Consider the following 24439-nt stretch of genomic DNA (forward strand, 5'->3'; position numbering starts at 1 on the left):
GGCCATATCGCTGGGCATCGCGCTATTGTTGGAAACGACCCTAGCTGCGCGGCGTGCCTGCATGCATTGGGTTCACGATACTCAGCCCTGCTGTCGATCCGCACTCAACGCCATATTGGGGAAGCAGCGCTTCGGCGGCGGATTCGTCGAGCGGATGGGAGAAGAAGAAGCCCTGGGCAAAGCCGCAGCCCATGTCCCGCAGCACGTCGACATGTGCCTCGGTTTCCGTGCCTTCGGCGATCACGTCCATCTTCATGTTCTGGGCTAGCGCCAGTATGGTCTGGATGATCTCGCTGCCGCCGGTCGTCTTCTGCAGCGCGGCCACGAACGACCGGTCGATCTTCAGCGTATCGAACGGCAGTTGGTGGATATAGCTCAACGACGAATAGCCGGTGCCGAAATCGTCGATGCTGACGCGCACCCCCATCGCCCGAAGCGCCTGCAGGATCTCGATCGTGCGGCCAGCATCCTGGATCGTGACAGATTCGGTGATTTCCAGGCGCACCGTGTTGGCACGCACACCCGACACGGCGATAGCATCGACCACGTTGTCCAGAAAGTCCGGCTGATGGAATTGCCGCGGAGACACGTTCACACTGATGGTCAGCGCGGCATTGCGCTCGTCGGACTTTTGCCATTTCGCCAGCGTGCCGAACGCCTCGCGCATGACCCAGTTGCCGAGGAAGACGATGAGGCCGGTATCCTCTGCAATTGCGATGAAATCGGAGGGCGGCACGACCACACCATTGCGCTGCCAGCGCACCAGGGCCTCAAACCCGACGATATGCCGCGAATTGAGATCGACGATCGGCTGGTAGTGCAGCAGGAATTCCTTCTTGCGCAGTGCCGAGCGCAAGTCGCTTTCGATCGCCAGGCGCTTGATCGCTATCGCGTGGAGCGAGGCATCGAAGACCTCGACACGGGCGCGTCCCGTGTTCTTGGCCCGGTACATCGCAAGGTCCGCGTCGCGCATGATGTCGGCGGCGCTGATGGCATCCGCGTCGCTGGAGGCGATGCCGATGCTGGCCGATGTATAGACGTCCTGGCCTTCGATATGGATGGGCTGCTTAAGCACCTCCTGGATGCTGTCGGCGAGGTCAATGGCAACACCGTCGTGCTTGATCTCCTCGAGCAGAACGGTGAACTCATCGCCACCGAGCCGTGCGAGCGTAGCCACGGCTCCGCTGACGCCCACATCCGAAAGCAAAGCGGAGAGACGGCTTGTGATATCGATGAGCAAGGTATCGCCGGCGGCGTGACCGAGGCTGTCGTTGACGAGCTTGAAGCGATCGAGATCGATGAAGAGCACCGCGAAACGGAACTCCGGCCGCACCCGGCGGATGGATACGGCTCGCGCGAGCCTGTCCATGAACAGCATGCGGTTTGGCAGGGCAGTCAACGGATCGTGGGTCGCATCGTGTATCAGCCGCTCTTCGAGCCTGCTGCGTTCGATCACGCGGCCGAGCTGTGTGCCGATCTGCGACATGATCGATAGCAGCGGCGCGTCGGGCTCCAGCGGATCGCGAAAGAAAAACTCCATCACGGCCGCGACCTGCACTCCAATCAGCACAGGAAAGGCGAAGGCCGCGTGCAGGCCGCATTGGCCGGCGACCGACGCCCGCCGGAAGCCCGGATCCATGGCCACATCGACGATCCAGATCGATCCGCGCGTGGCGAGCACCCTGCCCGGCAAGCCCTGTCCCCGCTCGAACCGCATGAGACGGCTGTTCTCGATGAACTCCTGGAGCCGCGCGCCATCCTGAATGAACGATACCGTTGTGGGCATCAGCAGATCGTCATCGTCATCGCTGACCCTGTAGACGTTGCCGCAGGGCGCGCCCGTATGAGCGCAGATTGCCCGCAACGCATGGCGCAACGTTTCCTCGACATCGCGGCTTTCGTTGGCCTTGGTCGCGATGTCCTGAATGAGCTCCAGCTGCCGCTGCTTCTCATAGAGGTCGCTCAGCCCTTTCTCGGCGATCGACTCTGCTTCAAGCCGCGAAAGACGCTCCCTCTGAAGACGGGATTCCAGCTTCAGGATTCTGAGGTTGAGCTCTTCGCTGGGGGCGACGGATGGATGTGCCCCCACTAATGCCATGTGATCTCCATGAGGCACTTGTCGGCGCCGTGGTTCATGCAGGTCTTGTGGTCGATCTCCACTTCCTCGCAGAAGAGTTTCGAAGCCCCCTTCACGAAACCATGGGCCAGGTCGCACATTTTTCGCGAGGATTCGTATCCCATCATGACGCTGCCATTGTCGGCTTCCCGGAAATGGAAGAACGGGCAGCTCGCCCCTGAATAGAGCTTGCGAACCTCAGGATGGATGATGCTGTTCACGCTCAGGATGAAGTTCCGCGCCGAGGCATGGTTCTGAAACAGGGTCGGATACTTTTCCTTGAGGATAGGCATCGCCCGCTCGCCGAACCACCTCAGCACTTCGCCATTTGTAAGGTTCAGCTTGGCGGCCGCGGTTGTAACCAAGGCGACGATTTCATCGTCGGAATAATTGCCTAGCGACGTGTAGGCACCGCGAAGATTGGCTTCGTCCAGCAATTCGTCCCAGGTGTCCGCGCCGAATTCGCGCAGCACGGCCTCTTCAAGAAGATTGAAGACAACACCTTTCATCGTTTCTCCTGAAGTACGCAAGCCAGCCGATCACGGCGCCAAAACCCTGTGACGGTTCCAGTCCGTCACTACCCGGTACGACCATAGCGTGTGGAAATTAACGAATCCTCATATGCCCTTGGGGAATTGCATCTGTATCCATCGGCGAAGACCGGCCAGGCACCTACGAACTCCGCATGGATTTTTAGGGAGCGCGTGCTGGGCTCCGCCAGCGGATCGCGCCGCAACTTGCGGTGCGCTGAGGCGTGTGGAAGCTGAGACAGGAGAGAGCGACGACTACACCTTGTTCGATATCTCGGGCGGCGGTTCCCATCCGAACACGCTCCTGCCGCCGAGCAGGTGCGACTGGTCGAACTCACCCGCGATGATTTCCTTCAGGCTGGGTCGGGTGACGTAACGCTCGACCTGGCGCGACTGGTCGTCGAGGCGCCGTAGTGCCTCGACTTCTTCCTCGCGTCCGAGCCGGGCCTTCTGGACAGCGGACTTCAGCACGCCGATCGTCTCATCATAGACCTTCAACGGCACAGGGAACGGATGCCGGTCCTTGCCGCCATGAGCCAGCGAGAAGCGGCCGGGGTCGGAGAAACGGCAGGGCGCGCCATGCAGCACCTCGGCCACCAGCGCCAGGGCGCGCACCGTGCGGGCGCCGACACCGGGCACCAGCAGCAGTTGGGCGAAATCCTCCGGCCCCCGGTCGGCGGCCGCGGCGATGTTTCCGTGAAGGCGGCGCATGACGACATCGCTCTCGCGGACATCATGGTGCGCCGGCATGACCAGATAGGGCAGCAGCGGCTGTTCCGGCGGAGGCGGCGGACCACGCTCCAATGTCGCCAGTTCCCTGACGATGCGGTCCGGACCGAGATCCCGCAACAGGTCCAGTTGCCCCTGCCGCGAGGCATCGGCGCGGCGGTCGGTCAGGTTGACGATCTCGCCCTGGTTGGCGCCCTCTATTGCCGCGTGGGGCTGGTCGACAAAGCTCTTCAGGCCCTCGGACAGCCAGTGATAGCGTCGCGCCAGCTTGCTGTCGCCGTTCATGCCTTGCTGCACCACAACCCATTTGCCGTCATCGGTGACGATGAAACCGTGCAGATAGAGGTCGAAGCCGTCCTGGACGGCGGCGCTATCCACCTTGGCGACGAGGCGGCTGGCATTGGCAAGGCCAACTCCGTCCAGCCCGACGCGCTTGCCGATCAGCGCCAGTTCGTGCGGCGTCTTGCGCGAATGCGCGCCGCGGCCACCACAGACATGAATGCCGAGTTCGCGCGAAAGCGGCGACAGGCCACGCTTCAGGGCACCGACGACGCTGGTGGTGATGCCCGAAGAGTGCCAGTCCATGCCCATCACGGCGCCGAAGGACTGAAACCAGAAGGGGTTTGCCAGTCGGCGCAGCAGCTCGTCGCGACCATAATGATGAATGATCGCCTCGGACATGACGGCACCAAGCCGCGTCATGCGATCGCCCAGCCATTTCGGCACGCGTCCGCCATGCAGGGGAAGGTCAGCACTGCCAGATCGTTGCGCCAACTCTTGTCACCTGTTCCCGTTGCCTGGTCTCATTCACATAGGTGTCGGAAGCGGCTCCAGGAAGTGCCGCATCGACAGAAGGCGGCACCGCCGTGCTTCAATCCACCGACATCATCGTGAGTTCCGCCAGATTCGCGAGCTTGATACTCAAGGCATCATTATTCCTCCACGAACACATCGCATATTCAAACGGACCAACAAAGAGTCGCCAAGGGGCACGCGCCGTGGATTGTGCGGGGGCTTGATTGGGCGCCGGTGAAAAAACGGTGGCAGGTCGCGGCCAGAAAGTGTTGAAGAGCTTGTCGAACGCTGTCAGCAAGGCGTCATGCGGTTGCGCTCGGCGAGGCTTGGTGGTTTGTTGCCGCTTTACGGAGAATGAATGATGCGAGAGCCTATGGGTCAAGACGAATATGGGTCGCCGAATCCGTTCGACCCGAATGACCTGTCGACCTTGAACGCGATGGGGCCGAGCATCGGGGGAAACGACTTCGAGAAATATGCCGTTGCCGTTATCATCGTGTTCGGAGCGCTGATCATTGGCGGCTTGATGGCCGCCTCCCTGACGCTGGGGCACCGTAACGGCTTCCTCTACGCACTGGGCGGCGCCACTTCGGCCTGGATATCTGGCAACGCGCTTCTGCTTGATCGGCCGCGCATCTATGCGATCTTCGTCGGTATCGCAGCGTTGATGCTGGTTGCATCCACCATCACGCTGATCGCCTGACCCGAGCGAGATCCGCTCTGTCTTCTGTTCCATGCCGATGGCATCGAGATGGAACAGGCTCCATCCGCTTTGAGCATGATCTCTTCCGAAAGCGGGCTTCCACCTTTCGGCATCATGCTCCAGACCGGGCCGCGCATTTCGGGATAGCGTCAGTATCCCAGCGCCTCGCCGGAAGCGGCTCGACTGTCGATGGCGCCGTTGTAGCGCGCGCCGCCGCCCTTCTCGATTTCCGCCAGACTCTTGCCGCCGACCAGAATGCCCGCCGCCTGCCCCCAGGTCTGGCCACCGAGGTCGAGGTGATAACCCATGCCGGCCAGCAGCCTTTCGGTGTCCGGCGACAGGCCGAACGGCTCGACATAAACCGTATCGGGCAGCCATTGGTGGTGGATGCGCGGCGCGTCGAGCGCTTCCTGGATGTTCATGCCGTGGTCGACGACGTTGACGATGGCTTCCAGCGTGATGGTGATGATGCGCGAACCGCCGGGACTGCCGATAACCATGAACGGCTTGCCGTCCCTGGCGACGATGGTCGGGCTCATCGACGACAGCGGCGTCTTCCTGGGCTGGATCGCGTTGGCCTCGCCCTGGACCAGACCGTAGAGATTGGGCACGCCGGGCTTCTGGGTGAAATCATCCATCTCGTTGTTGAGCAGGATGCCGGTGCCATCGGCGACGACGCCGGCGCCGAAGGAGCCGTTCAGCGTGTAGGTGACCGCGACCGCGTTGCCGTCATTGTCGATGATCGAATAATGCGTCGTCTCCTTCGACTCGCCAAAGCCCTTCGGCATCAAATCCTGTGACACGCCGGCGCGGAACGGGTCGATCTTGTCGCGGATACCTTTGGCGTAGGTTTTATCCAGCAGCTTCGAGACCGGGTTGTCGACGAAATCGGGATCGCCAAGGGCCGAGTTGCGGTCCACGTATGCGTGGCGCATGGCCTCGACCATGACATGCACGGTCTCGGCCGAGCCCGCGCCGAGATAGGATAAGGGATAGCCTTCAAGCACGTTGAGGATTTCGCAGATGATGACGCCGCCGGAGCTCGGGGGCGGCGAGGAGGTGATTTCGTAGCCTCGATAGGTGCAGGTCACGGGTTTCAGTTCGCGCACCGCATATTGTTCGAAGTCGGCCTTTGCCAGGATACCGCCCTTGGCGCCGCTCGCCTTGACGATGGCGTCGGCGATGGGGCCCTTGTAGAAGGCATCAGGGCCTTTTTCGGAAATGGCTGACAAGGAAGCGGCAAGGTCGGACTGGACCAGCCGCTCGCCGACGGCATAGGGCTTGCCGCCGGGTTTCAGGAAGATGGCGGAGGCCGCCGGATCCTTCGCCAGCCGGTCCGCGCTGCCCGCCAAGGTAGCAGCGTCGCCTTGATTGAAGACGAAGCCGTCTTTGGCGAGCGCTATCGCCGGCGCCAAAAGGTCCTGTCTGGACAGTTTTCCGTATCTTTCGCGCGCCATCTCGAAACCCGCCACGGAACCCGGCACGCCGACCGCGAGATAGCCATCGAGGCTGGCGCCCTTTACCGGGGTGCCGTCCTTGTCGAGATACATTGTCTTGGTCGCCGCCAGCGGCGCGCGTTCGCGAAAGTCGAGGAAGGTCGATCTACCATCCTTGAAGCGGATGGTCATGAAGCCGCCGCCGCCGATGTTGCCAGCATTGGGGTAGACGACGGCCAAGGCATAGCCGACGGCCACCGCGGCATCGACGGCATTGCCGCCCTTCTTCAAGACCTCGACGCCAACTTCCGATGCCAGATGCTGGGCTGTCACCACCATCCCGTGCTCGCCCTTGGCTGGCGCGGGTGACGCGGCGAAGACGCTCGCCAATGGAGCGAAGGCAAAGGTGATGGAAAGACTGGCGGCGATCAGTGTCCGGCGGCTGAGAAGCATGGCGGGTCTCCGGGCGGGGAAGCCTAGAAGACCCTCTCGCAGAGACCGAGTCCATTCACAAAATGCCCCATCACGAAGCAACCCGGTGAGGGGCAACATCAGCTGTGAGTTCGCTTCAGACAATCCCGCCCGATCCGCCAGCGACAGCCGGACGCTCCGCGGCAACCTTGGCGCGGTAACCGGCCGCGCGATAGGCCGTTACCGGATCGATGGCGCCGCCGGTCTTCAGCCGCGCCATCGCCAGGATCGGTTCGACATCCGTGCGATAGGCGGCCTTCAGCGTCTGCGTGGCCATCAGCGCGTCGCTGCTGTCCTGGTAGCCTTCCAGTGCCTTGCGGTCGACCAGCAGCGCCTGGGCATAGGCGCGCTGCACCTCGACCGCCGACAGCATCAGGCTTTCGATGGGATCGGTGACATTGTGGCTCTGATCGAGCATGTGGGCGGGATCGAAACCCTCGGCGCCGGAGAGCTCGGCGTCGACCAGTTCATTGAAGACCAGGAACAGCCGGTAAGGATCGATCGACCCGGCATCGAGGTCGTCATCGCCATATTTCGAATCGTTGAAATGGAAGCCGCCGAGTTTCTTGAACTGGATAAGCCGCGAAACGATCATCTCGATGTTGACGTTCGGCGCATGGTGACCGAGGTCGACGAGGCAGAACGCCTTGTCGCCGAGCTCCTGCGCGATCATGTAGTTGGTGCCCCAATCCTGCACGACGGTTGAATAGAAGGCCGGCTCGTACATCTTGTGTTCGGTGAACAGCTTCCAGTCGTCCGGCAGTCCGGCATAGACCTCCTTCATCGCGTCGAGATAGCGCTCGAATGCCCTGGCGAAATTGACCTGACCGGGGAAGTTGGAGCCGTCGCCGATCCACACAGTAAGCGCCTTGGAGCCCAGCGTCTTGCCGATCTCGATGCATTCGAGATTGTGCTCGACTGCTTGTCGCCGCGTGGCGGCATCGGCATGCGACAGCGAGCCGAATTTGTAGGAGAGTTTCTGGTCCCTGGCATCCGAGAAGGTGTTGGAGTTCATGGCGTCGAAGCCGAGGCCGAAGCGCGAGGCGGCCTGCTTGAGCCGGTTCGGATCGGCCTTGTCCCATGGAATGTGCAGGGAGACGGTCGGCGTCGCCTGGGTCAATTGCTGGATGACGGCGCAGTCCTCGATCTTGTCGAAGATATCACGCGGTTCGCCCGCGCCGGGGAAACGGGCAAATCGGGTGCCGCCGGTGCCGACGCCCCAGGAAGGGATCGCCACCGCGAATTTCTCGACCTTGTCGCGGATTGCATCGATGGCGATGCCGCGGCGGTCTAGGCGTTCGCCGAGTGAGGCGTAGTCGCGCTCGAGGTCGGCCTTGCGCGCGGCGTTGTCCTTGACGACGACGTCGGCGGAGATGATGGTTTCGGACAAGTGCGGTTCCTCCCAAAATATGTTCGGGCAGCGCTGCCCCTCATCCGCCTGCCGGCACCTTCTCCCCGTATAGGTACGGGGAGAAGGCAAGCACTCCGGCGCCGGCGCCCCTTCTCCCCGTTCTTCACGGGGATAGGGTAAGGGGCAGCGCCGCCGTCAGACGATTATCGCGTAAAGCTCTGCGCGTTGCCGGCATCGACATTGATGATGTTGCCGGTCGACTTGGCCGACATGTCGGAGGCGAAGAAATAGATCGCTTCGGCGATATCCTCGGGGAACACAGACCGCTTCAGCATGGAGCGCGAGCGGTAGTGCTCTTCCAGGTCGTCGGTCGACATCTTGTAGGCGGCGGCCCGCTGTTCCTTCCACTCGCCGGTCCATATCTTGGAGCCTCGCAACACCGCGTCGGGATTGACGACATTGACCCGGATCTGCGCCTCCGCCCCTTCCAGCGCGAGGCAGCGCGCGAGGTGGATTTCGGCGGCCTTGGCCGTGCAATAGGCGGCTGCATTGGGCGAAGCGGCAAGACCGTTCTTGGAGGCGACGAAGACGACGTTGCCGCCGATCTTCTGGGCTCGGAACAGCCGGAACGCTTCCCTTGAGACCAGGAAATAGCCGGTCGACAGGATGTCCATGTTCTTGTTCCACAGCGCCAGCGTCGTCTCCTCGATCGGCGCCGAGGAGGCCAGCCCTGCATTTGACACCAGAATGTCGATGCCGCCGTATTCGACCGCCGCTTCGGCAAAGCCCGAAACGACATGCTCCTCCGATGTGACGTTGATGATCACAGGCCGGACGAAATCCTTGCCGTAGGTCTTGGCCAGTTCGTCGTTGGCGTTGGCGAGCGCGGCCTCATCGATATCGGCCAATACCACGCAGGCGCCTTCGCGCAGCAGGCGGTTGGCCGTCGCACGGCCAATGCCGCCGGCGCCGCCGGTGACCAGTGCGATCTGCCCCGCCAGCGACTTAGGTTTCGGCATGCGCTGCAGCTTCAGATCCTCGAGCAACCAGTATTCGATATTGAAGGCCTCCTGCGCGGGCAGGCCGACGTAGGACGAGACGGTCGAGGCGCCGCGCATGACGTTGATGGCGTTGACGTAGAACTCGCCGGAGATGCGCGCCGTTGCTTTATCACCGGCGAAGGTGAACATGCCGACGCCCGGCATCAGATAGACGACGGCGTTGGGATCGCGGATGGCGGGCGAGTCAGCATGCTTGCAGCTGTCGTAATAGGCCTGGTAGCCGACACGATAGGCCGCAACGTCGTCGGCGAGGCGGGCGATGACGGCATCGACGTCAGGCTTTGCCGGGTCGAACTCGATGACCAGCGGCCGGATCTTGGTGCGCAGGAAATGGTCGGGGCACGAGGTGCCAAGTGCCGCCAGAGGACGCATGTCCCTGGAGTTGACGAATTCGAGCACGGCGGAGGAATCGTCGAAATGGCCGAGCTTGTGGCTCTTTTCCGAGATCAGGCCGCGAATCCTCGGCATCAGCTTCGCGGCGATTGCCCGCCTGGCGGCGGCATCAAGCGACTTGACCACCTCGCCGCCGAAGATGGGCTTGCCCTCGGACCGACGCTCGAACCAGTCGATTGCCTGGTTGATCACCGAAATCGTCGTTTCGTAGCATTCCCTGGGCGTGTCGCCCCAGGTGAACAGACCATGGCTTTCGAGGATGACGCCCTTGGCGGCGGGATGTTCGAGGCAGAATTTCTCCAGCCACAGGCCGAGTTCGAAGCCCGGCCGCTTCCACGGCAGCCACCCGATGGCGTCGCCGAAGATTTGCTGCGTGAGCGCCCTGGAATCCTTCGCTGCGGCAATGGCGATGATCGCGTCGGGATGCATGTGGTCCACGTAAGGCTTCGGCACGAATGCGTGCAGCGGCGTGTCGATGGAGGCAGCACGTGGATTGAGGTTGAAGGTGCAGTGCGGCAGGAAGCCGACCATCTCATCCTCGTGCTCAACGCCGCGATACAGGCTCTTGAGCGCGCGCAGCTTGTCCATGTAGAGCGTGGCGAAGCCGTCGAGCTTGATCGAGGCGCTGTCGCCGCCCGAGCCCTTGACCCACAGCACTTCGACATTCTCGCCGGTGAGCGGGTCCTTCTGCCAGATCTTGGACGAGGTGTTGCCGCCGCCATAATTGGTGACGCGCTTGTCGGAGCCGAGAACATTGGAACGATAGACAAGGCGTTCCGGTTCGCTCATCGCCGATGCCTTGGCCTCGTCCCAAAGATTGGCGAGGCGCGTGCCGGAGCGCTTGTCGAGCATTGGATATCCTCCCATGGGACGCGCGAACGACGCCGTCCCTTTTGCATGAATGTCCACGGAAGCGACGATCTTGTCAATCACAAACGATCAAATTCGATCATATTGCACTGCAACATGAAAATATCTGATCGGAAATGATTGACACTGCGCGTTTTGAGTGCCTAGATGGGCTGGCAAGGGGAGGAACCATGCACGAGAAAGAACGTCACAGGATCATTCTGTCCGCCGTCCAGGAAAAGCCTGTGGTGACGGTGCAGGAACTGGTCGACCTGACGGACTCTTCCGAAGCGACGATCCGGCGCGATATCGCGGCCATGCATGTGCAGAAGCGCCTGCGCCGTGTGCGTGGTGGCGCCGAGGCGATCTCGCCGCCGCAGTTCATCGGCCTTGCCGGCCGGCCCTTCTCCGTCAACGAGACGATCAACGCCGCGCAGAAGCGGGCGATCGCCCGCGAAGCGGTGGAACTGTGCAGGGACGGCGAGCCGATCATCATCAATGGCGGCACGACCACCTTCCAGATGGTGCATTTCCTGACCGGCCACCGCATGCCGATCTTCACCAATTCCTTTCCGATCGCCGAGCATCTGCTCAAGCATTCCAAGAATACGGTCATGCTGTCGGGCGGCACTATCTACCGCGAGCAGAACATCATCCTGTCGCCGTTCGACAATGACGTGACGCGCAATTTCTACGCGCGCCGAATGTTCATGGGCGCCCAGGGGCTGGGACCGCTCGGCCTCATGGAAGCCGACCCGCTGCTGATCCAGGCAGAGCAGAAGCTGATCGACCAGGCCGATGAACTGGTGGTGCTGATCGACTCATCAAAATTCCGCAAACGCTCAAGCCTGATCCTATGCGGCCTGTCGCGCATCGCCACGGTCATCACCGATGACGGCATCGAGGATCGCGAAGCCAAAATGCTGGAAACCGCCGGTGTGACGCTGATCGTCGCCCGCAAATCGGCAAAGGAAGAATCTTCACTGCAGGCCTGAGACGATCTCACGCCCGCAGTGGCGATGGAATGCAACGCTAAAGGGAGGATAACGATGAGCTTTCTGAAGAAATTGATGGTTACGGCGGCATTTTCCGCCGCCATGTTCGTGAATGCCGCCTATGCCGAGAACGTCAAGATCGCGCTGGTGGTGAAGTCGCTCGGCAACGGCTTCTTCGATGCCGCCAACAAGGGCGCCGAAGAGGCGGCCAAGGAACTCGGCGACGTCGACATCATCTACACCGGCCCGACCAAGGCGACCGCCGAAGCGCAGATCGAAGTGGTCAATTCGCTGATCGCCCAAAAGGTCAACGCGATCGCCATTTCAGCCAATGACGCCGACGCGCTGGTGCCGGTGCTGAAGAAAGCCATGCAGCGCGGCATCACCGTCATCTCGTGGGATTCGGGTGTCGCCAAGGAAGGCCGCCAGCTTCACCTCAACCCATCCGACACCGGCCTGATCGGCGAGACCATCATCAAGCTTGCCGCCGACTATCTGCCGGAAGGCGGCGACGTCGCCATCCTGTCGGCCTCCTCCACCGCGACCAACCAGAACGCCTGGATCGACGCGGCCAAGAAAATCCTGCCGGAGAAATTCCCCAAGATCAAACTCGTCGCCACTGTCTATGGCGATGACGACTCGGCCAAGAGCACGGACGAGGCCAAGGGCCTTTTGAAGTCCTATCCGAACCTGAAGGCGATCATCGCGCCGACCACCGTCGGCGTCGTCGCCGCCGCTCAGGTTGTCACCGACGAGAAGCTGATCGGCAAGGTCAACGTCACCGGTCTCGCCCTGCCGTCCGAGTTTAAGAAGTTCATCGACAACGGCGCTTCACAGGCCGTTGCCCTCTGGAACCCGATCGATCTCGGTTACTCCGCCGTCTACCTCGCTCACGACCTGGCCGTGAAGAAGGAAGTGGCCAAGCCCGGCGCCACGCTCTCGATCGGCCGCGTCGGCAAGGTGACGCTCGACGACACCAACTCGGCTGCGATGGCTCCGCCCTTCCAGTTCGACAAGTCCAACATCGAGAAGTTCTCCAAGATCTATTGATCCTGGCGCCTTCAAGCTTGCGGCGGGGCGATCGTCCCGCCGCATCTTCAAACGGACCTTGCTCAGGGCCTGATACGGATATGGACACGACAGCCCGGCGCAAACCAGAGACGAATGAGCCCAAGCCTTCGGGCCCGGCTCAAAGCGCGAGCCCGCGACTGACACTCTCGGGCATCTCCAAAAGTTTCCCTGGCGTGCGCGCGCTGCACAATGTCAGCCTGTCGCTCTATCCCGGCCAGGTGACCGCACTGATCGGCGAAAACGGCGCCGGCAAGTCGACGCTGGTCAAGATCATGACGGGCATCTACCAGCCCGATGCGGGAACCATCAGCATCGACGGCCAGGCTGTCGTCCTGCCCAGTGCGCACGCCGCCTTCGGCCACGGCGTCACCGCCATTCATCAGGAAACCGTGCTGTTCGACGACCTGAGCGTGGCCGAAAACATCTTTCTCGGCCACGCACCGCGCTCGCGCTTCGGCACCATCGACTGGCGCACTATGCGCAAGAACGCGCGGGAAGTGCTGGACACCATGCATGCCGGCCATATCGACGCCGACGCGCGGCTGAAGGATCTCGGCATCGCCAACAAGCATCTGGTCGCCGTGGCGCGCGCCATGTCGATCGACGCGCAGATCGTCATCATGGACGAACCGACCGCCGCGCTTTCGATGAAGGAGATCGAGGAGCTGTTCCTGCTCGTCGAGTTCCTCAAGGAAGAAGGCAAGGCGATCCTGTTCATCAGCCACAAGTTCGACGAGATCTACCGCATCGCCGACCGCTACACGGTCTTCCGCGATGGTGAGATGGTCGGCGAAGGCCTGATCAAGGATGCCGGCCAGAGCCAGATCGTGCGCATGATGGTCGGCCGCTCGGTCGATCACATCTTCCCGCAGCGCAAGGCCGAGATTGGCGCGCCGGTGCTTACCGTCTCAGGCCTGTCGCATCCGACCGAGTTCAACGACATCGGCTTCGAGCTTCACAAGGGCGAAATCCTTGGCTTCTACGGACTTGTCGGCGCTGGACGCAGCGAGGTCATGCAGGCGATATCGGGCATCACCCGCACGTCGGGTGGAACGATCACACTCGAGGGCAAGGCGATCGCGCCAAGATCGGCGGCGGACTCCATCGATGCCGGTATCGTCTATGTGCCCGAGGAGCGTGGCAAGCAGGGCGTGGTGATCGGCCTGCCGATCTTCCAGAACATCTCCCTGCCGTCGCTCAAGCGCACGTCGAAATCCGGCCTGCTGCGACTGGCCGAGGAGTTCTCGCTCGCCCGCTCCTATACCGAACGGCTCGACCTGCGGGCGTCCTCGCTCAGCCAGGATGTCGGCACGCTGTCAGGTGGCAACCAGCAGAAGATCGTCATCGCCAAATGGCTGGCGACAGCACCCAAGGTGATCATCCTGGACGAGCCGACCAAGGGCATCGACATCGGTTCAAAGGCGGCCGTGCACGGCTTCATGGCAGAATTGGTCGCGCAGGGCCTTTCGGTGATCATGGTGTCGTCCGAGTTGCCGGAAATCCTCGGCATGTCCGACCGCGTCGTCGTCATGCGCGAAGGCCTCGTCGCCGCTGTCTACGACAACAAGGGGCTGGACGCCGAGACGCTGGTCAGGACCGCGGCGGGTATCGCGGCATGAAGACCTTGCTGAAGTATCGTGAAATCTGGCTGGCGGCGGCTATCGTCGTTCTGATCGGGTTGATCTCGACCCGCTTCCCAGCTTTCGCCGACCCCGGCAATCTGCGCCAGGTGTTCAACGACACCTCTATCCTGATGATCCTGGCGCTTGGCCAGATGGCGGTCATCCTGACCCGGTCGATCGACCTGTCGATGGCGTCCAACCTTTGCTTCACCGGCATGGTGGTGGCGATGCTGAACGCCGCGCATCCGGCGATCCCGATCCCGCTGCTGATCGTTATTGCGTTGGCGGTCGGGCTGGTGCTCGGCGCCATCAACGGCCTTCTGGTGTGGCGGCTGAACATCCCCTCGATCGTGGTGACACTGGGCACGCTGACAATCTATCGCGGCGCCACCTTCGTCATTTCCGGCGGCGCCTGGGTCAATGCCGACAAGATGAGCCCGGATTTCATCGACTTTCAGCGCGCCGCCATCCTGGGGATTCCGGTGCTGTCCTGGATCGCCATCCTGGTCATCGCATCGTTCTTCCTTTTGATGACACGCACGGCGCTTGGCCGCTCGATCTATGCAATCGGGGTCAACCCGACGGCGTCGGTCTATGCCGGCATCGATGTCGGCCGGACGAAGTTCATCGTCTTCTGCATCTCCGGCATGATCGGCGGCCTCTCGGGCTATCTCTGGATTTCGCGCTATGTGATCGCGTCCGTCGAAGTCGCCAATGGCTATGAGCTGAACATCATCGCCGCCTGCGTCATCGGCGGCATTTCGATCGCCGGGGGCATCGGCTCGGTCGGTGGCGCCGTGCTCGGCGCGCTGTTCCTCGGCATCATCTCCAACGCACTCCCCGTCATCAACATCTCGCCCTTCTGGCAGATGGCGATTTCGGGCAGCGCCATCATCCTGGCCGTCGTGCTCAATGCGCGCGGCGAGCGCCAGCAGGGCCGCATCATCCTGAGAAAGGCGGAGGCGGCATGACCGACATCCCTGCCCCGCGCCACATTCCAGACCGGCTGGACAAGCCGCTGCGTGCGGCGATCTTCTCCTGGGAAGCATTGCTGGTCTTGGTGGCCGTCGCCATCTTCGCCGTCAACAGCTTCGCCTCGCCCTATTTCCTCGACCCCTACTCGCTCTCGGACCTGACCTTCAATTTCACCGAGAAGGGCCTGATCGCCTTCGCCATGGCGCTGCTGATCATCTCCGGCGAAATCGACCTTTCGGTCGCCGCCATCATCGCGCTCGCCTCCACGATGATGGGCATGGCGGTGCAGGCCGGCGCCGACACGCCGCTTCTAGTGCTGATCGGCATTGTCGTCGGGCTCGGCTGCGGCGCGTTCAACGGGCTGCTCGTGACGCGGCTGGGGTTGCCCTCGATCGTCGTGACCATCGGCACGATGAGCCTGTTTCGCGGCATAGCCTTCATCATCCTCGGCGACCAGGCCTACAAGGGCTATCCAGACAGCTTCGCCTTCTTCGGCCAGGGCTACGTCTGGTGGGTGGTGTCGTTCGAACTGGTGCTGTTCGCCATGGCGGCGGTCGTCTACTGGTTCCTGCTGCACCGCACGAGTTTCGGACGCCGCGTCTTCGCCATCGGCAACAACCCGGTCGCGGCACAGTTCTCCGGCGTGCGGGTGGGGCGGATCAAGTTCATCCTGTTCTGCCTGACCGGGCTTATGTCGGGCATCGCGTCGGTGCTGATCACCTCGCGGCTCGGTTCGACACGGCCATCGATCGCGCAAGGCTATGAACTCGAAGTCATCACCATGGTGGTGCTCGGCGGCGTCAGCATTCTCGGGGGCGCGGGCAGCATTCTGGGCGTCGTGCTCGCGGCGTTCATCATGGGACTGGTGACTTTCGGGCTTGGACTGCTCAACGTGCCGGGCATCGTCATGTCGATCTTCATCGGCATGCTGCTGATCATCGTCATCGCACTGCCGATCGTCTGGCGGCGGCTGCGCGGAGGACGCTGATGCCGCAGAAATACGCATTCAAGATGAAGCTCAAGCCCGGCATGAAGGCTGAGTACAGGAAGCGCCATGACGAGATCTGGCCTTCTCTGGTCGCACTGCTGAAGCAGGCCGGCATTTCCGATTATTCGATCCATCTGGACGAGGAGACCAACATCCTGTTCGGCGTGCTGTGGCGGCGCGACGACCACGCCATGGGCGAGCTTCCGAAACAGCCCGTGATGCAGCGCTGGTGGGCTCACATGGCCGATATCATGGATACCAGACCCGACAATGAGCCGGTGGCATTGCCCCTGGAAACCATGTTCCATATGGGATGAGCGCGATCCGCCACATCGCCGTCATCGATATCGGCAAGACCAACGCCAAGGTGGCGCTGGTCGACCTCACGACATCGAGCGAGGTCACGCTGCGCCGCATGAAGAATGCGCCGTCGCAGCAGGCGCCCTATCCGCATCACGATGTCGAATCGCTTTGGACGTTCATCCTCAACAGCTTGGCAGCGCTCAACCGCGAACAGCGCATCGATGCCATATCGATCACCACGCATGGCGCGACCGGCGCGCTGGTGGATGCCACGGGCGAACTGGTGCTGCCGGTGCTCGACTATGAGTTCGATGGTCCCGACAGTCTGGCGGCGGACTACGATGCGGTCCGGCCGCCCTTCGCCGAGACCGGTACGCCGCGCCTTCCCATGGGTCTCAACCTTGGCGCGCAGCTCTTCTGGCAGCAGAAGCGTTTCCCGGCGCAGTTCGGCAAGGCCGCCGCGATACTGATGTACCCGCAATACTGGGCCCTGCGGCTGACCGGTGTCGCCAGCAATGAGGTCACCTCGCTTGGCTGCCACACCGATTTGTGGAACCCTTGGGAGGCGGATTTTTCAACATTGGTCGACCGCTTGGGGTGGCGAGAGCTGATGGCGCCGGTGCGGCCAGCCAGGGAACGGTTGGGCCCGATCCTGCCGGCGGTTGCCCGGCGAACCGGGCTTGATCCACAAACGCCGGTCTTCCGCGGCCTGCACGATTCCAACGCCTCGCTGCTGCCGCATCTTCTATCCGACGCGCCGCCCTTCTGCGTTGTCTCGACCGGCACCTGGGTAGTGTCGATGGCGGTCGGCGGTCGGCAGGTCGCGCTCGATCCGGCACGCGATACGCTGGTCAATGTCAACGCGCTAGGTGCCCCGGTCCCTTCCGCGCGCTTCATGGGTGGCCGCGAATTTTCCGTGCTGACGAAAGACGTGCCGGAGGACTGGACCGATGCCGATGTCACCGACGCGCTCTCCCGCAAGACATTGCTGCTGCCGTCGACCCAGCAGGGTTCGGGGCCGTTTCCGGCTCATGCGGCGGAATGGCTCCATGCCGAAGGCATGACCAACGGCCAGCGCTTCGTCGCCATCTCGTTCTATCTCGCACTCATGACCGCCGTGTGCCTCGACCTGATCGGGGCCGATGGCCCGGCCATCGTCGAGGGACCATTCGCCCGCAACCGGCTTTTTACACGCATGCTGGCCGCCGCCACCTCACGCTCCGTGATCGCCTCGGAAGCCGCGACCGGCACCAGCATCGGCGCGGCCTTGCTGGCTTCAGATCGTGGTAGTGCCCAAGGCAAAGGCGAAAGAACGGAGCCGCCAGCCGATCCAGATTGGGCAGACTACGCGCGGCGCTGGAAGTCAGCCATCTAGGACGCTCTCTTTTGGCACGGGCCGAATACTTCCGAATGGAAGCATTATTTCAAAAAATGTGAAACCAATCACATTGTTGCATCATATTTTTAGCCAATAATTACACGTTAAGTTGTCCATATGCCGCCCAATGTAAATTGGCGTCGATCGATATTTGCCTTTTTCCCGAATGGAGATCCCAAAATGACAACGACTTTCAAACCGACGCATATAGATTTCGCCGACGGCAAGAAGCGCATCGATGAAGCTCTTGCAAAGGTAGGGCATAAGATGAATTCGCGGATACTCACCTCACGGGACAAGGAGGCGGTCGCCCTGTGCAACCTCCTCGGCGTTCCGCGTGAGCAGCTTCCGGGCGGGTTCGTGAAGTGGCAGTTGCCGTTCTATCTGGAAGGCGGGCAATTCTTCATCACCGCCTCCGCCGCCAACGCCGAAGTGGGAGAACATTCACACGACAATGACGGCGTCCGCTTCATCATGTCCGGCTCGGTCTACTATGACGGCATCGAGCTGAATGCCGGGGATTGGATGTATATTCCCAAGGACAAGCGTTACGCCCTCAAGATCGGTCCGCTCGGCGCTAGCATGTGTTACTGCTATTGTTGCTGCTGTGCGAGCCGCGCGCTCAACCAGAACGACCTTATCGATCCGGCACCGTTCGTGCGTGTTCGAAAGTCCCTGCAAAGATAGAGCTGGTCGCCGAGGAACCGCCACACCTCGATCCCATGGGCAGACGATGTCCGGTCCGCGGCAAGCAGCCCGGGCATCACTTACCCGGCATAGGTCAATCCTTGCGGATCGATCTCCGGCGTGCGGCCCGCGACGAGGTCGGCGAGGAATTTTCCCGAGCCGCAGGCCATCGTCCAGCCGAGATGGCCGTGTCCGGTGTCGAGGTAGAGGTTCGTGTAGCGCGCCTGTCCGATCACCGGTACCGAACCGGGCATCATCGGCCTCAAGCCGGCCCAGAGCTCGGCCTTCTTCTCGTCGAAGGCGCCTGGGAAAAGATCCTTGCCAGTCCTGAACATGGCGGCGAAATCGGATGGCTTGTGCGTGCGGTCAAAACCGGTGAATTCCGCGGTCGAGGCGAGCCGCAGCCGGTTGCCAAGTCGCGAATAGGCAATCAACTGGTCTTCATCCGCCCCGCCCATGGTCGGCCCCTTGCTCTCATCCTCCAACGGGATGGTCGCGGTGTAGCCCTTGACCGGATAGACAGGCAGGTCGATGCCGTAGCGGCGGCCGAGCAGGCCGCTCTCCGGTCCCATCGAGATCACCACCGCGTCGCCGGCGATCGGTCCGGCCGAAGTCATCACGGCGCGGACCCGGTCGCCCTCGATATCGAGGCCTTCGACCGTCGTGCCGTAGAGAAAGCGGACACCGAGTTTCTCCGCCGCGTAGGCGGCGAGGTTGCGCGTGAACTGGCTTGAATCGCCGGTCTGGTCGATCGGTGAATAGACGCCGCCGGCGATCTTGTCCCTGGCGCCGGCGAGGCCCGGTTCCAGCTCGACGAGCCGGTCGCGGTCAACGATCTCGATGGGCAGTCCGTGCTCCGCGAGATAGCGGTAGTTGGCCGTGCCGGTGTCCAGACTGCGCTGCGAGCGGAAGAAGTAGAGAATGCCCCGGCTTCGTTGATCATAATGAATGCCGGTGTCCGCCGAGACGGCGTTGATGCAGTCGCGGGAATAGAGCGCCAGGCGCAGCTTGATATCGGTGTTCGCCCGCATGCGTGCAAAGGTGCACTGGCGCAGAAAACGCAGGCTCCAGGCCAGGAAATACGGGTCGAAGCGCAGTCGTACCTTGATGCCCAGATCATGGTTGTAGAGCCCGCGCAGGAAAGTCCTGAGCGCCGCGGGCGAGGCCCAGGCGGTGGCGTCTCCAGGCGAGACCAGGCCGGCGTTCGACTGGCTGGTGCCGCGCGCCGCCATCGGGTGGCGCTCGATGACGGTGACTTCGTGGCCATCGGCGGCCAGATAGTATGCCGCCGCCGTGCCAACGACGCCGGCCCCGAGCACCGATATCTTCATGCCACCCCCCTCAACGAGCTGCGGGCACGCACCGCCATGCGCCTCCGCCAAGCGTCTTCAATAGCGGTTCCCTGTGCGACTTGCGACCCCTTGGATGGCGGCGGGCTGGCCTCAGCCGCGCGCCGAATTCTTGCTGGTCAGGATGCGTTCCCAGGCCAGAGCATCGGCAACGATCTGGTCGAGATCGTCGCGCTGCGGGGTCCAGCCGAACTCCGCGCGGGCAAGGTCCGAATTGGCAACCACCGCCGCGGCGTCACCTGGGCGTCGATCACCCATCCTCACCTCGAAATCGCGGCCAAAGGCGCGTCGCACACTGTCGATGACCTCGAGCACCGAATAGCCATGGCTATAGCCGCAATTGGCGACCAGGCTTTGACCGCCTGCGCGCAGCCGCTGCAACGCCAGGCGGTGCGCCGCCGCCAGATCGCTGACATGGATGTAGTCGCGCATGCAGGTGCCATCGGGCGTCTCGTAATCCGTGCCGAACACCTGCATGAACGGGCGCTTGCCGAGCGCCGTCTCGCAGGCGACCTTGATCAGATGCGTGGCACCCGGTGTCGACTGGCCGGTGCGGCCTCTGGGGTCGGCGCCGGCGACATTGAAATAGCGCAGCGCCGTATAGCGCAGCCCGTGCGCGATCGCCGCGTCGCGCAACATCCATTCGCTCATCAGCTTCGACAGGCCATAGGGCGATTCCGGCGCCAGGCGGGCATCCTCGCGCACCGGCTCCAGTCCGGCGCCGCCATAGACGGCCGCGGTCGATGAGAAAATGAAGTTGGGCACGCCTTCGCGCACCGCCGTTTCGATCAGCGTGCGCGTCTTGCAGGTGTTGTTCTCGTAGTAGCCAAGAGGGTCGGCGACCGATTCAGGAACCACGATCGAGCCGGCAAAATGGATGATCGCATCGACCTTGTTGCCCCTGATGATGGAGCCGACCAGTTCCTTGTCGGCGACATCGCCGACGACCAGCTTTGCCTCGGGCGCCACCGCCCATTCGAAACCTGTCGAAAGACGGTCGAGAACGACGACGCTCTCACCCGCATCAAGCAACTCCCAGACCATGTGGCTGCCGATATAGCCGGCGCCGCCCGTGACCAAAACCGTCATTCGCGTCCTCGCGGATCAAGATTTACAGGAAACTGTCTCATCGACAGCCATATGGAAAGCCCGTGACCGAACCATTACAGTCCACGGTAAACAGTCTTGCCGGCGTGTGGCATCGTTCTGAAACAGAGTTGATCCACATCAAGGGAATAGGCCACGATCCGGCGACGTTAGGAACAGGCTTGGGGCGTGGCATTTTGACCAAATAGGCCCGGTGGACGCCGAATAGGCCAATGACTATGATCCCGCGCAAAAATTGGGAAACCGACATGAACTATCAGCGGTTCTTCGAAGAAGCGATCGACCAGCTCCATGCCGAGCGTCGCTACCGCGTCTTCGCCGACCTGGAACGCATCGCGGGCAAGTTTCCGCGCGCCATCTGGCGTGCCAACGGACGTGCCGAGGAAATCACCGTCTGGTGCTCCAACGACTATCTGGGCATGGGCCAGCATCCCGACGTCATCGCCGCGTTCCAGAACGCCGCGGGCAAGATGGGTTCGGGCGCCGGCGGCACCCGCAACATTTCCGGCACCAGCAACCCGCTGGTCGAGCTCGAACTCGAACTTGCCGACCTGCATGACAAGGAAGCCGCACTGGTCTTCACTTCGGGCTTCGTCTCCAACGAAGCATCGATCTCGACCATCGCGCGGCTGCTGCCCAACTGCCTGATAATCTCGGACGAGTTGAACCATGCCTCGATGATCGAAGGCGTGCGACGCTCCGGCGCTGAGAAGAAGATATTCCGCCACAACGATGTCGCGCATCTTGAAAGCCTGCTGCAGGCAGCCGGCCGCGAGCGCGCCAAGTTGATTGTCTTCGAAAGCGTCTATTCGATGGACGGCGACATTGCTCCCATCAAGCAGATCGTCGATCTCGCCGAGCGCCACAACGCCATGACCTACATCGATGAAGTGCACGCCGTCGGCATGTACGGACCGCGCGGTGGCGGTATCACCGAGCGCGAAGGCCTGGCCGATCGAATCGACATCATCCAGGGCACGCTGGCCAAGGCGTTCGGAACGCTGGGCGGATACATCACCGGAAACAGCGCCGTCATCGACGCCGTGCGTTCCTATGCGCCCGGCTTCATTTTCACCACCGCACTGCCGCCGGCCCTTGCCGCCGCCACCACCGCTTCCATCCGCCATCTGAAGCGTTCGCAGGCCGAACGCGACTCGCAGCAGCTGCAGGCGACGCGGACCAAGCAGATACTTGCCGCGGCAGGCCTGCCGGTGATGGAATCGCCGACCCATATCGTGCCTCTGCTCGTCGGCGATCCGGAACTGTGCAAGATGGCAAGCGACCGCCTGCTCGGTGTGCACGGCATCTATATCCAGCCGATCAACTACCCGACCGTGCCGCGCGGCACGGAACGGCTGCGCATCACGCCGACGCCGTTCCATTCGGACGAACTGATCGCTTCGCTGCAGGATGCGCTGGTCGAGACGTGGGATGCGCTTGGCATTCCCTACGGCTCCGCGGGCAGACCTTCGGTCGCCAAGACCGACCGGATCATTCCATTGCTGGTGCCCAAGTCAGGCGGCTGAAGCCCGTTCGAAACTCTACTCCGACGGCCATCTGACTCGGGTTTCTGCGCTTCCTACAGCGCCGCGCGTCCGTATGGACGCGCAAAGGACGCTGTAGCAACTCTTAATTTGGCGCATGATCCTTTCCGAAGATCGGTTCCGATCTTCGGGGTCATGCACATGCTCACGGACTTAAATGTCCGCCGCGCTCCGGTTCTCGAAACCCACGCCAGCTGACTCATCGAAGCGATTTTCAATTCGGCTTCGTCAGCGGCGTAGCTAGACAGTCTTCATCCACTTCGCCAGCCGGTGCGCGGCTTCCTCGATCTGATCGAGGCGGCGGTGGAAGCACAGCCTGAGAAAGGCTTCGCCGCCCGGACCGAAGGCCGTACCAGGCGCCAGTCCGACATTGGCATTGTCGACGATATCGAACGCCGCGCCGCGTGAATCCGTGATGCCATCAATGGTGAAGAACAGATAGAACGCGCCTTGCGGCACCGTGAACCGCGTCCGGCCCGTTGCGCCCAGGATACCGCAAACCAGATCGCGGGCCGCCCGCGCCCGCTCCACCTGTCCGGCAATGAATGCATCGCCTTCATCGAGAGCCGCGACCGCGCCACGCTGCATGAACTGGGCGACACCGGAGTTCGAATACTGGATCAGATTCTCGAACACCTGCTGCAAGGCGGGATGCGTCTTGATCCAGCCGACGCGCCAGCCGGTCATCGCCCAGTTCTTGGAGAAGCTGTTGACGAACAGGATGCGGTCCTCCGACGCTGCGATGTCGAGGAAGGACGGCGCGCGGCCGTGGCCGTAGTGGAACAGCGAATAGATCTCGTCGGCGATGATCCACAGGTTCCGCGCCCGGGCAAGATCGAGGATCGCCTGCAACGTCTCGCGGTCGGCGGTCCAGCCGGTGGGATTGGACGGGGTGTTGATGAACAGCGCCCTTGTGCGCGGCGTGATCGCCGCCGCGATCTTCTCGACATCGCAGGACCAGCCATTGCCGGACTGATCAAGCGTGACCGGCACCGGCACGGCTCCCGCTATCGCCGCGGCAGCCTCGAAATTCGGCCAGGCCGGTGACAGGTAGATCACCTCGTCGCCAGCGCCGGCAAGCGCGGCGAGCGCCAGCTGGATCGCGTGCATGCCGGATCCGGTGACAATGAATTCTTCCTCGGGAAAGGTCTTGCCGAAATGCCTGGCATAGTAGCGGGCAAGGCCCTGCCTGAGATCGGGAATGCCCTTCTGCCAGGTATAGAACGTCTCTCCGCCAGCCAATCCCCGAGCGGCGGCATCGCTGATGAAGGCGGGCGTCGGCAGGTCGCCCTCGCCAGCCCAGAGCGGGATCAACCCTTCGCGCAGGCGGCCATGGTTGACGACGGCGACAATGCCGCTTTCGGGCGCGGCCCGGGCTTCGGCGCGCAAGGTCTCGATCAGGCTCATCTACGGGTCCGTTTTGCTTGGGGTTGCTGCTCTCTACCAGATGGGAAAACGAAAAACCCCGGCCGCGAGCGACCGGGGCTTTGGTCCAGCAATCCCGTGCTGTTATCTCCTGGCAAGGAGATCGCGAATTTCGGTGAGCAGAGCGACATCGGCAGGCGGCGGAGCAGGCGGAGCGACCGGCTTCTCTCTCTCCAGACGCGAGCGCATATTGTTCACCGCCTTCACCATGAGGAAGATGATGAAAGCGAGGATGACGAAGTTCAACGCCACGGTGATGAAATTGCCGTAGGCGAAAACGGCGCCCTGCTTGCGCGCATCGACCAGATTGGTGGCCGTGACGTTGTGCGACAGGCCGATGAAATAGTTGGAAAAGTCGACGCCGCCGAGCGCGCCGATGAAGGGCATGATGATGTCGTTGACAAGAGAATCGACGATCTTGCCAAACGCAGCGCCGATGATGACGCCGACGGCAAGGTCCATAACGTTGCCCTTGGAAATGAATGCCTGGAATTCTTTCAGCATTTTGACCCTCCTGTCCTCACAAGCCGCGCTGCCGCTCCACCCCTCGTCCGGCGCCGA

At 62.3% G+C, this 24439-nt stretch carries 20 protein-coding genes; 10 read left to right on the top strand and 10 right to left on the bottom strand.

Features of this window, described 5'->3' with window-relative positions:
- Positions 1-40 precede the first annotated feature (40 nt).
- From ACO07C_RS12500 to ACO07C_RS12510, 3 genes are all read right to left on the bottom strand, one after another.
- Entirely contained in the window at positions 41-2098 is a 2058-nt protein-coding gene (locus ACO07C_RS12500) for a putative bifunctional diguanylate cyclase/phosphodiesterase (protein ID WP_421914467.1), read from the bottom strand.
- On the bottom strand, positions 2089-2625 hold the full coding sequence (locus ACO07C_RS12505) for a heme NO-binding domain-containing protein (RefSeq protein WP_421914468.1): 537 nt from the start codon (positions 2623-2625) through the stop codon (positions 2089-2091). Before ACO07C_RS12505 ends, ACO07C_RS12500 begins: the two co-directional genes overlap by 10 nt.
- 276 nt (positions 2626-2901) lie before the next feature.
- On the bottom strand, positions 2902-4149 hold the full coding sequence (locus ACO07C_RS12510) for a DUF763 domain-containing protein (RefSeq protein WP_421914469.1): 1248 nt from the start codon (positions 4147-4149) through the stop codon (positions 2902-2904).
- 379 nt (positions 4150-4528) lie between these two features.
- Between ACO07C_RS12510 and ACO07C_RS12515 the strand changes: the two genes are divergently transcribed.
- On the top strand, positions 4529-4873 hold the full coding sequence (locus tag ACO07C_RS12515) for a hypothetical protein (RefSeq protein WP_421914470.1): 345 nt from the start codon (positions 4529-4531) through the stop codon (positions 4871-4873).
- Between the two features lie 149 nt (positions 4874-5022).
- Here the strand turns inward: ACO07C_RS12515 and ggt are convergent, their stop codons facing one another.
- From ggt to ACO07C_RS12530, 3 genes are all read right to left on the bottom strand, one after another.
- Positions 5023-6762, bottom strand: coding sequence for a gamma-glutamyltransferase (gene ggt / locus ACO07C_RS12520; RefSeq protein ID WP_421914471.1), 1740 nt, complete (start codon positions 6760-6762; stop codon positions 5023-5025).
- 115 nt (positions 6763-6877) lie between these two features.
- Positions 6878-8170, bottom strand: a complete 1293-nt coding sequence (gene rhaI, locus ACO07C_RS12525; RefSeq protein ID WP_421914472.1) for an L-rhamnose catabolism isomerase — start codon at positions 8168-8170, stop codon at positions 6878-6880.
- A gap of 164 nt (positions 8171-8334) precedes the next feature.
- Positions 8335-10437 carry a bifunctional rhamnulose-1-phosphate aldolase/short-chain dehydrogenase gene (locus ACO07C_RS12530; protein WP_421914473.1) on the bottom strand — a complete coding sequence of 701 codons (2103 nt, stop codon included), beginning with the start codon at positions 10435-10437 and terminating at the stop codon, positions 8335-8337.
- 188 nt (positions 10438-10625) lie between these two features.
- On the opposite strand from ACO07C_RS12530, the gene ACO07C_RS12535 reads away from it, so the two are divergent.
- The 8 genes from ACO07C_RS12535 (at position 10626) to ACO07C_RS12570 (ending at position 18453) form a co-directional block, all read left to right on the top strand.
- Positions 10626-11429 (top strand): DeoR/GlpR family DNA-binding transcription regulator, encoded by an 804-nt coding sequence (locus tag ACO07C_RS12535; protein WP_421914474.1) that lies wholly within the window; start codon positions 10626-10628, stop codon positions 11427-11429.
- A gap of 54 nt (positions 11430-11483) precedes the next feature.
- Positions 11484-12479 carry a rhamnose ABC transporter substrate-binding protein gene (gene rhaS, locus ACO07C_RS12540; protein ID WP_421914475.1) on the top strand — a complete coding sequence of 332 codons (996 nt, stop codon included), beginning with the start codon at positions 11484-11486 and terminating at the stop codon, positions 12477-12479.
- A gap of 80 nt (positions 12480-12559) precedes the next feature.
- A complete protein-coding gene (locus ACO07C_RS12545) occupies positions 12560-14119 on the top strand; it encodes a sugar ABC transporter ATP-binding protein (protein WP_421914476.1) in 1560 nt (519 codons plus the stop codon).
- The gene (locus ACO07C_RS12550) at positions 14116-15093 is read left to right on the top strand and encodes an ABC transporter permease (protein WP_421914477.1); all 978 of its coding nucleotides are present in this window, start codon (positions 14116-14118) and stop codon (positions 15091-15093) included. Before ACO07C_RS12545 ends, ACO07C_RS12550 begins: the two co-directional genes overlap by 4 nt.
- The gene (locus ACO07C_RS12555; protein WP_421914478.1) at positions 15090-16085 is read left to right on the top strand and encodes an ABC transporter permease; all 996 of its coding nucleotides are present in this window, start codon (positions 15090-15092) and stop codon (positions 16083-16085) included. Before ACO07C_RS12550 ends, ACO07C_RS12555 begins: the two co-directional genes overlap by 4 nt.
- Positions 16085-16402, top strand: a complete 318-nt coding sequence (gene rhaM / locus ACO07C_RS12560; RefSeq protein ID WP_421914479.1) for an L-rhamnose mutarotase — start codon at positions 16085-16087, stop codon at positions 16400-16402. The genes ACO07C_RS12555 and rhaM overlap by 1 nt, the downstream gene beginning before the upstream one ends.
- Positions 16399-17763, top strand: a complete 1365-nt coding sequence (locus ACO07C_RS12565) for an FGGY-family carbohydrate kinase (protein WP_421914480.1) — start codon at positions 16399-16401, stop codon at positions 17761-17763. Before rhaM ends, ACO07C_RS12565 begins: the two co-directional genes overlap by 4 nt.
- Before the next feature lie 183 nt (positions 17764-17946).
- Positions 17947-18453, top strand: a complete 507-nt coding sequence (locus tag ACO07C_RS12570) for a hypothetical protein (RefSeq protein ID WP_421914481.1) — start codon at positions 17947-17949, stop codon at positions 18451-18453.
- An 80-nt stretch (positions 18454-18533) separates the two neighbouring features.
- Here the strand turns inward: ACO07C_RS12570 and ACO07C_RS12575 are convergent, their stop codons facing one another.
- On the bottom strand, positions 18534-19784 hold the full coding sequence (locus tag ACO07C_RS12575) for a D-amino acid dehydrogenase (protein WP_421914482.1): 1251 nt from the start codon (positions 19782-19784) through the stop codon (positions 18534-18536).
- 111 nt (positions 19785-19895) lie between these two features.
- Positions 19896-20891 (bottom strand): UDP-glucose 4-epimerase GalE, encoded by a 996-nt coding sequence (gene galE, locus ACO07C_RS12580; protein WP_421914483.1) that lies wholly within the window; start codon positions 20889-20891, stop codon positions 19896-19898.
- Between the two features lie 266 nt (positions 20892-21157).
- Here galE and hemA point away from each other — a divergent pair, with 266 nt between their 5' ends.
- Positions 21158-22435, top strand: coding sequence for a 5-aminolevulinate synthase (gene hemA, locus ACO07C_RS12585; protein ID WP_421914484.1), 1278 nt, complete (start codon positions 21158-21160; stop codon positions 22433-22435).
- 258 nt (positions 22436-22693) lie between these two features.
- On the opposite strand, the gene ACO07C_RS12590 is transcribed toward hemA, so the two are convergent.
- Positions 22694-23860 (bottom strand): pyridoxal phosphate-dependent aminotransferase, encoded by a 1167-nt coding sequence (locus ACO07C_RS12590; RefSeq protein ID WP_421914485.1) that lies wholly within the window; start codon positions 23858-23860, stop codon positions 22694-22696.
- Positions 23861-23962: 102 nt separating this feature from the next.
- On the bottom strand, positions 23963-24382 hold the full coding sequence (mscL, locus tag ACO07C_RS12595; RefSeq protein WP_421914486.1) for a large conductance mechanosensitive channel protein MscL: 420 nt from the start codon (positions 24380-24382) through the stop codon (positions 23963-23965).
- Positions 24383-24439: the final 57 nt, after the last annotated feature.

The organism is Mesorhizobium sp. (assembly GCF_965229135.1).
GTDB lineage: Bacteria > Pseudomonadota > Alphaproteobacteria > Rhizobiales > Rhizobiaceae > Mesorhizobium.

Coding starts and splice junctions, on each gene's coding strand:
- ACO07C_RS12500 (WP_421914467.1), bottom strand. CDS start 2,098: ATGGCATTAGTGGGGGCACATCCATCCGTCGCCCCCAGCGAAGAGCTC.
- ACO07C_RS12505 (WP_421914468.1), bottom strand. CDS start 2,625: ATGAAAGGTGTTGTCTTCAATCTTCTTGAAGAGGCCGTGCTGCGCGAA.
- ACO07C_RS12515 (WP_421914470.1), top strand. CDS start 4,529: ATGATGCGAGAGCCTATGGGTCAAGACGAATATGGGTCGCCGAATCCG.
- ggt (WP_421914471.1), bottom strand. CDS start 6,762: ATGCTTCTCAGCCGCCGGACACTGATCGCCGCCAGTCTTTCCATCACC.
- ACO07C_RS12530 (WP_421914473.1), bottom strand. CDS start 10,437: ATGCTCGACAAGCGCTCCGGCACGCGCCTCGCCAATCTTTGGGACGAG.
- ACO07C_RS12535 (WP_421914474.1), top strand. CDS start 10,626: ATGCACGAGAAAGAACGTCACAGGATCATTCTGTCCGCCGTCCAGGAA.
- rhaS (WP_421914475.1), top strand. CDS start 11,484: ATGAGCTTTCTGAAGAAATTGATGGTTACGGCGGCATTTTCCGCCGCC.
- ACO07C_RS12545 (WP_421914476.1), top strand. CDS start 12,560: ATGGACACGACAGCCCGGCGCAAACCAGAGACGAATGAGCCCAAGCCT.
- ACO07C_RS12550 (WP_421914477.1), top strand. CDS start 14,116: ATGAAGACCTTGCTGAAGTATCGTGAAATCTGGCTGGCGGCGGCTATC.
- ACO07C_RS12555 (WP_421914478.1), top strand. CDS start 15,090: ATGACCGACATCCCTGCCCCGCGCCACATTCCAGACCGGCTGGACAAG.
- rhaM (WP_421914479.1), top strand. CDS start 16,085: ATGCCGCAGAAATACGCATTCAAGATGAAGCTCAAGCCCGGCATGAAG.
- ACO07C_RS12565 (WP_421914480.1), top strand. CDS start 16,399: ATGAGCGCGATCCGCCACATCGCCGTCATCGATATCGGCAAGACCAAC.
- ACO07C_RS12570 (WP_421914481.1), top strand. CDS start 17,947: ATGACAACGACTTTCAAACCGACGCATATAGATTTCGCCGACGGCAAG.
- ACO07C_RS12575 (WP_421914482.1), bottom strand. CDS start 19,784: ATGAAGATATCGGTGCTCGGGGCCGGCGTCGTTGGCACGGCGGCGGCA.
- galE (WP_421914483.1), bottom strand. CDS start 20,891: ATGACGGTTTTGGTCACGGGCGGCGCCGGCTATATCGGCAGCCACATG.
- hemA (WP_421914484.1), top strand. CDS start 21,158: ATGAACTATCAGCGGTTCTTCGAAGAAGCGATCGACCAGCTCCATGCC.
- ACO07C_RS12590 (WP_421914485.1), bottom strand. CDS start 23,860: ATGAGCCTGATCGAGACCTTGCGCGCCGAAGCCCGGGCCGCGCCCGAA.
- mscL (WP_421914486.1), bottom strand. CDS start 24,382: ATGCTGAAAGAATTCCAGGCATTCATTTCCAAGGGCAACGTTATGGAC.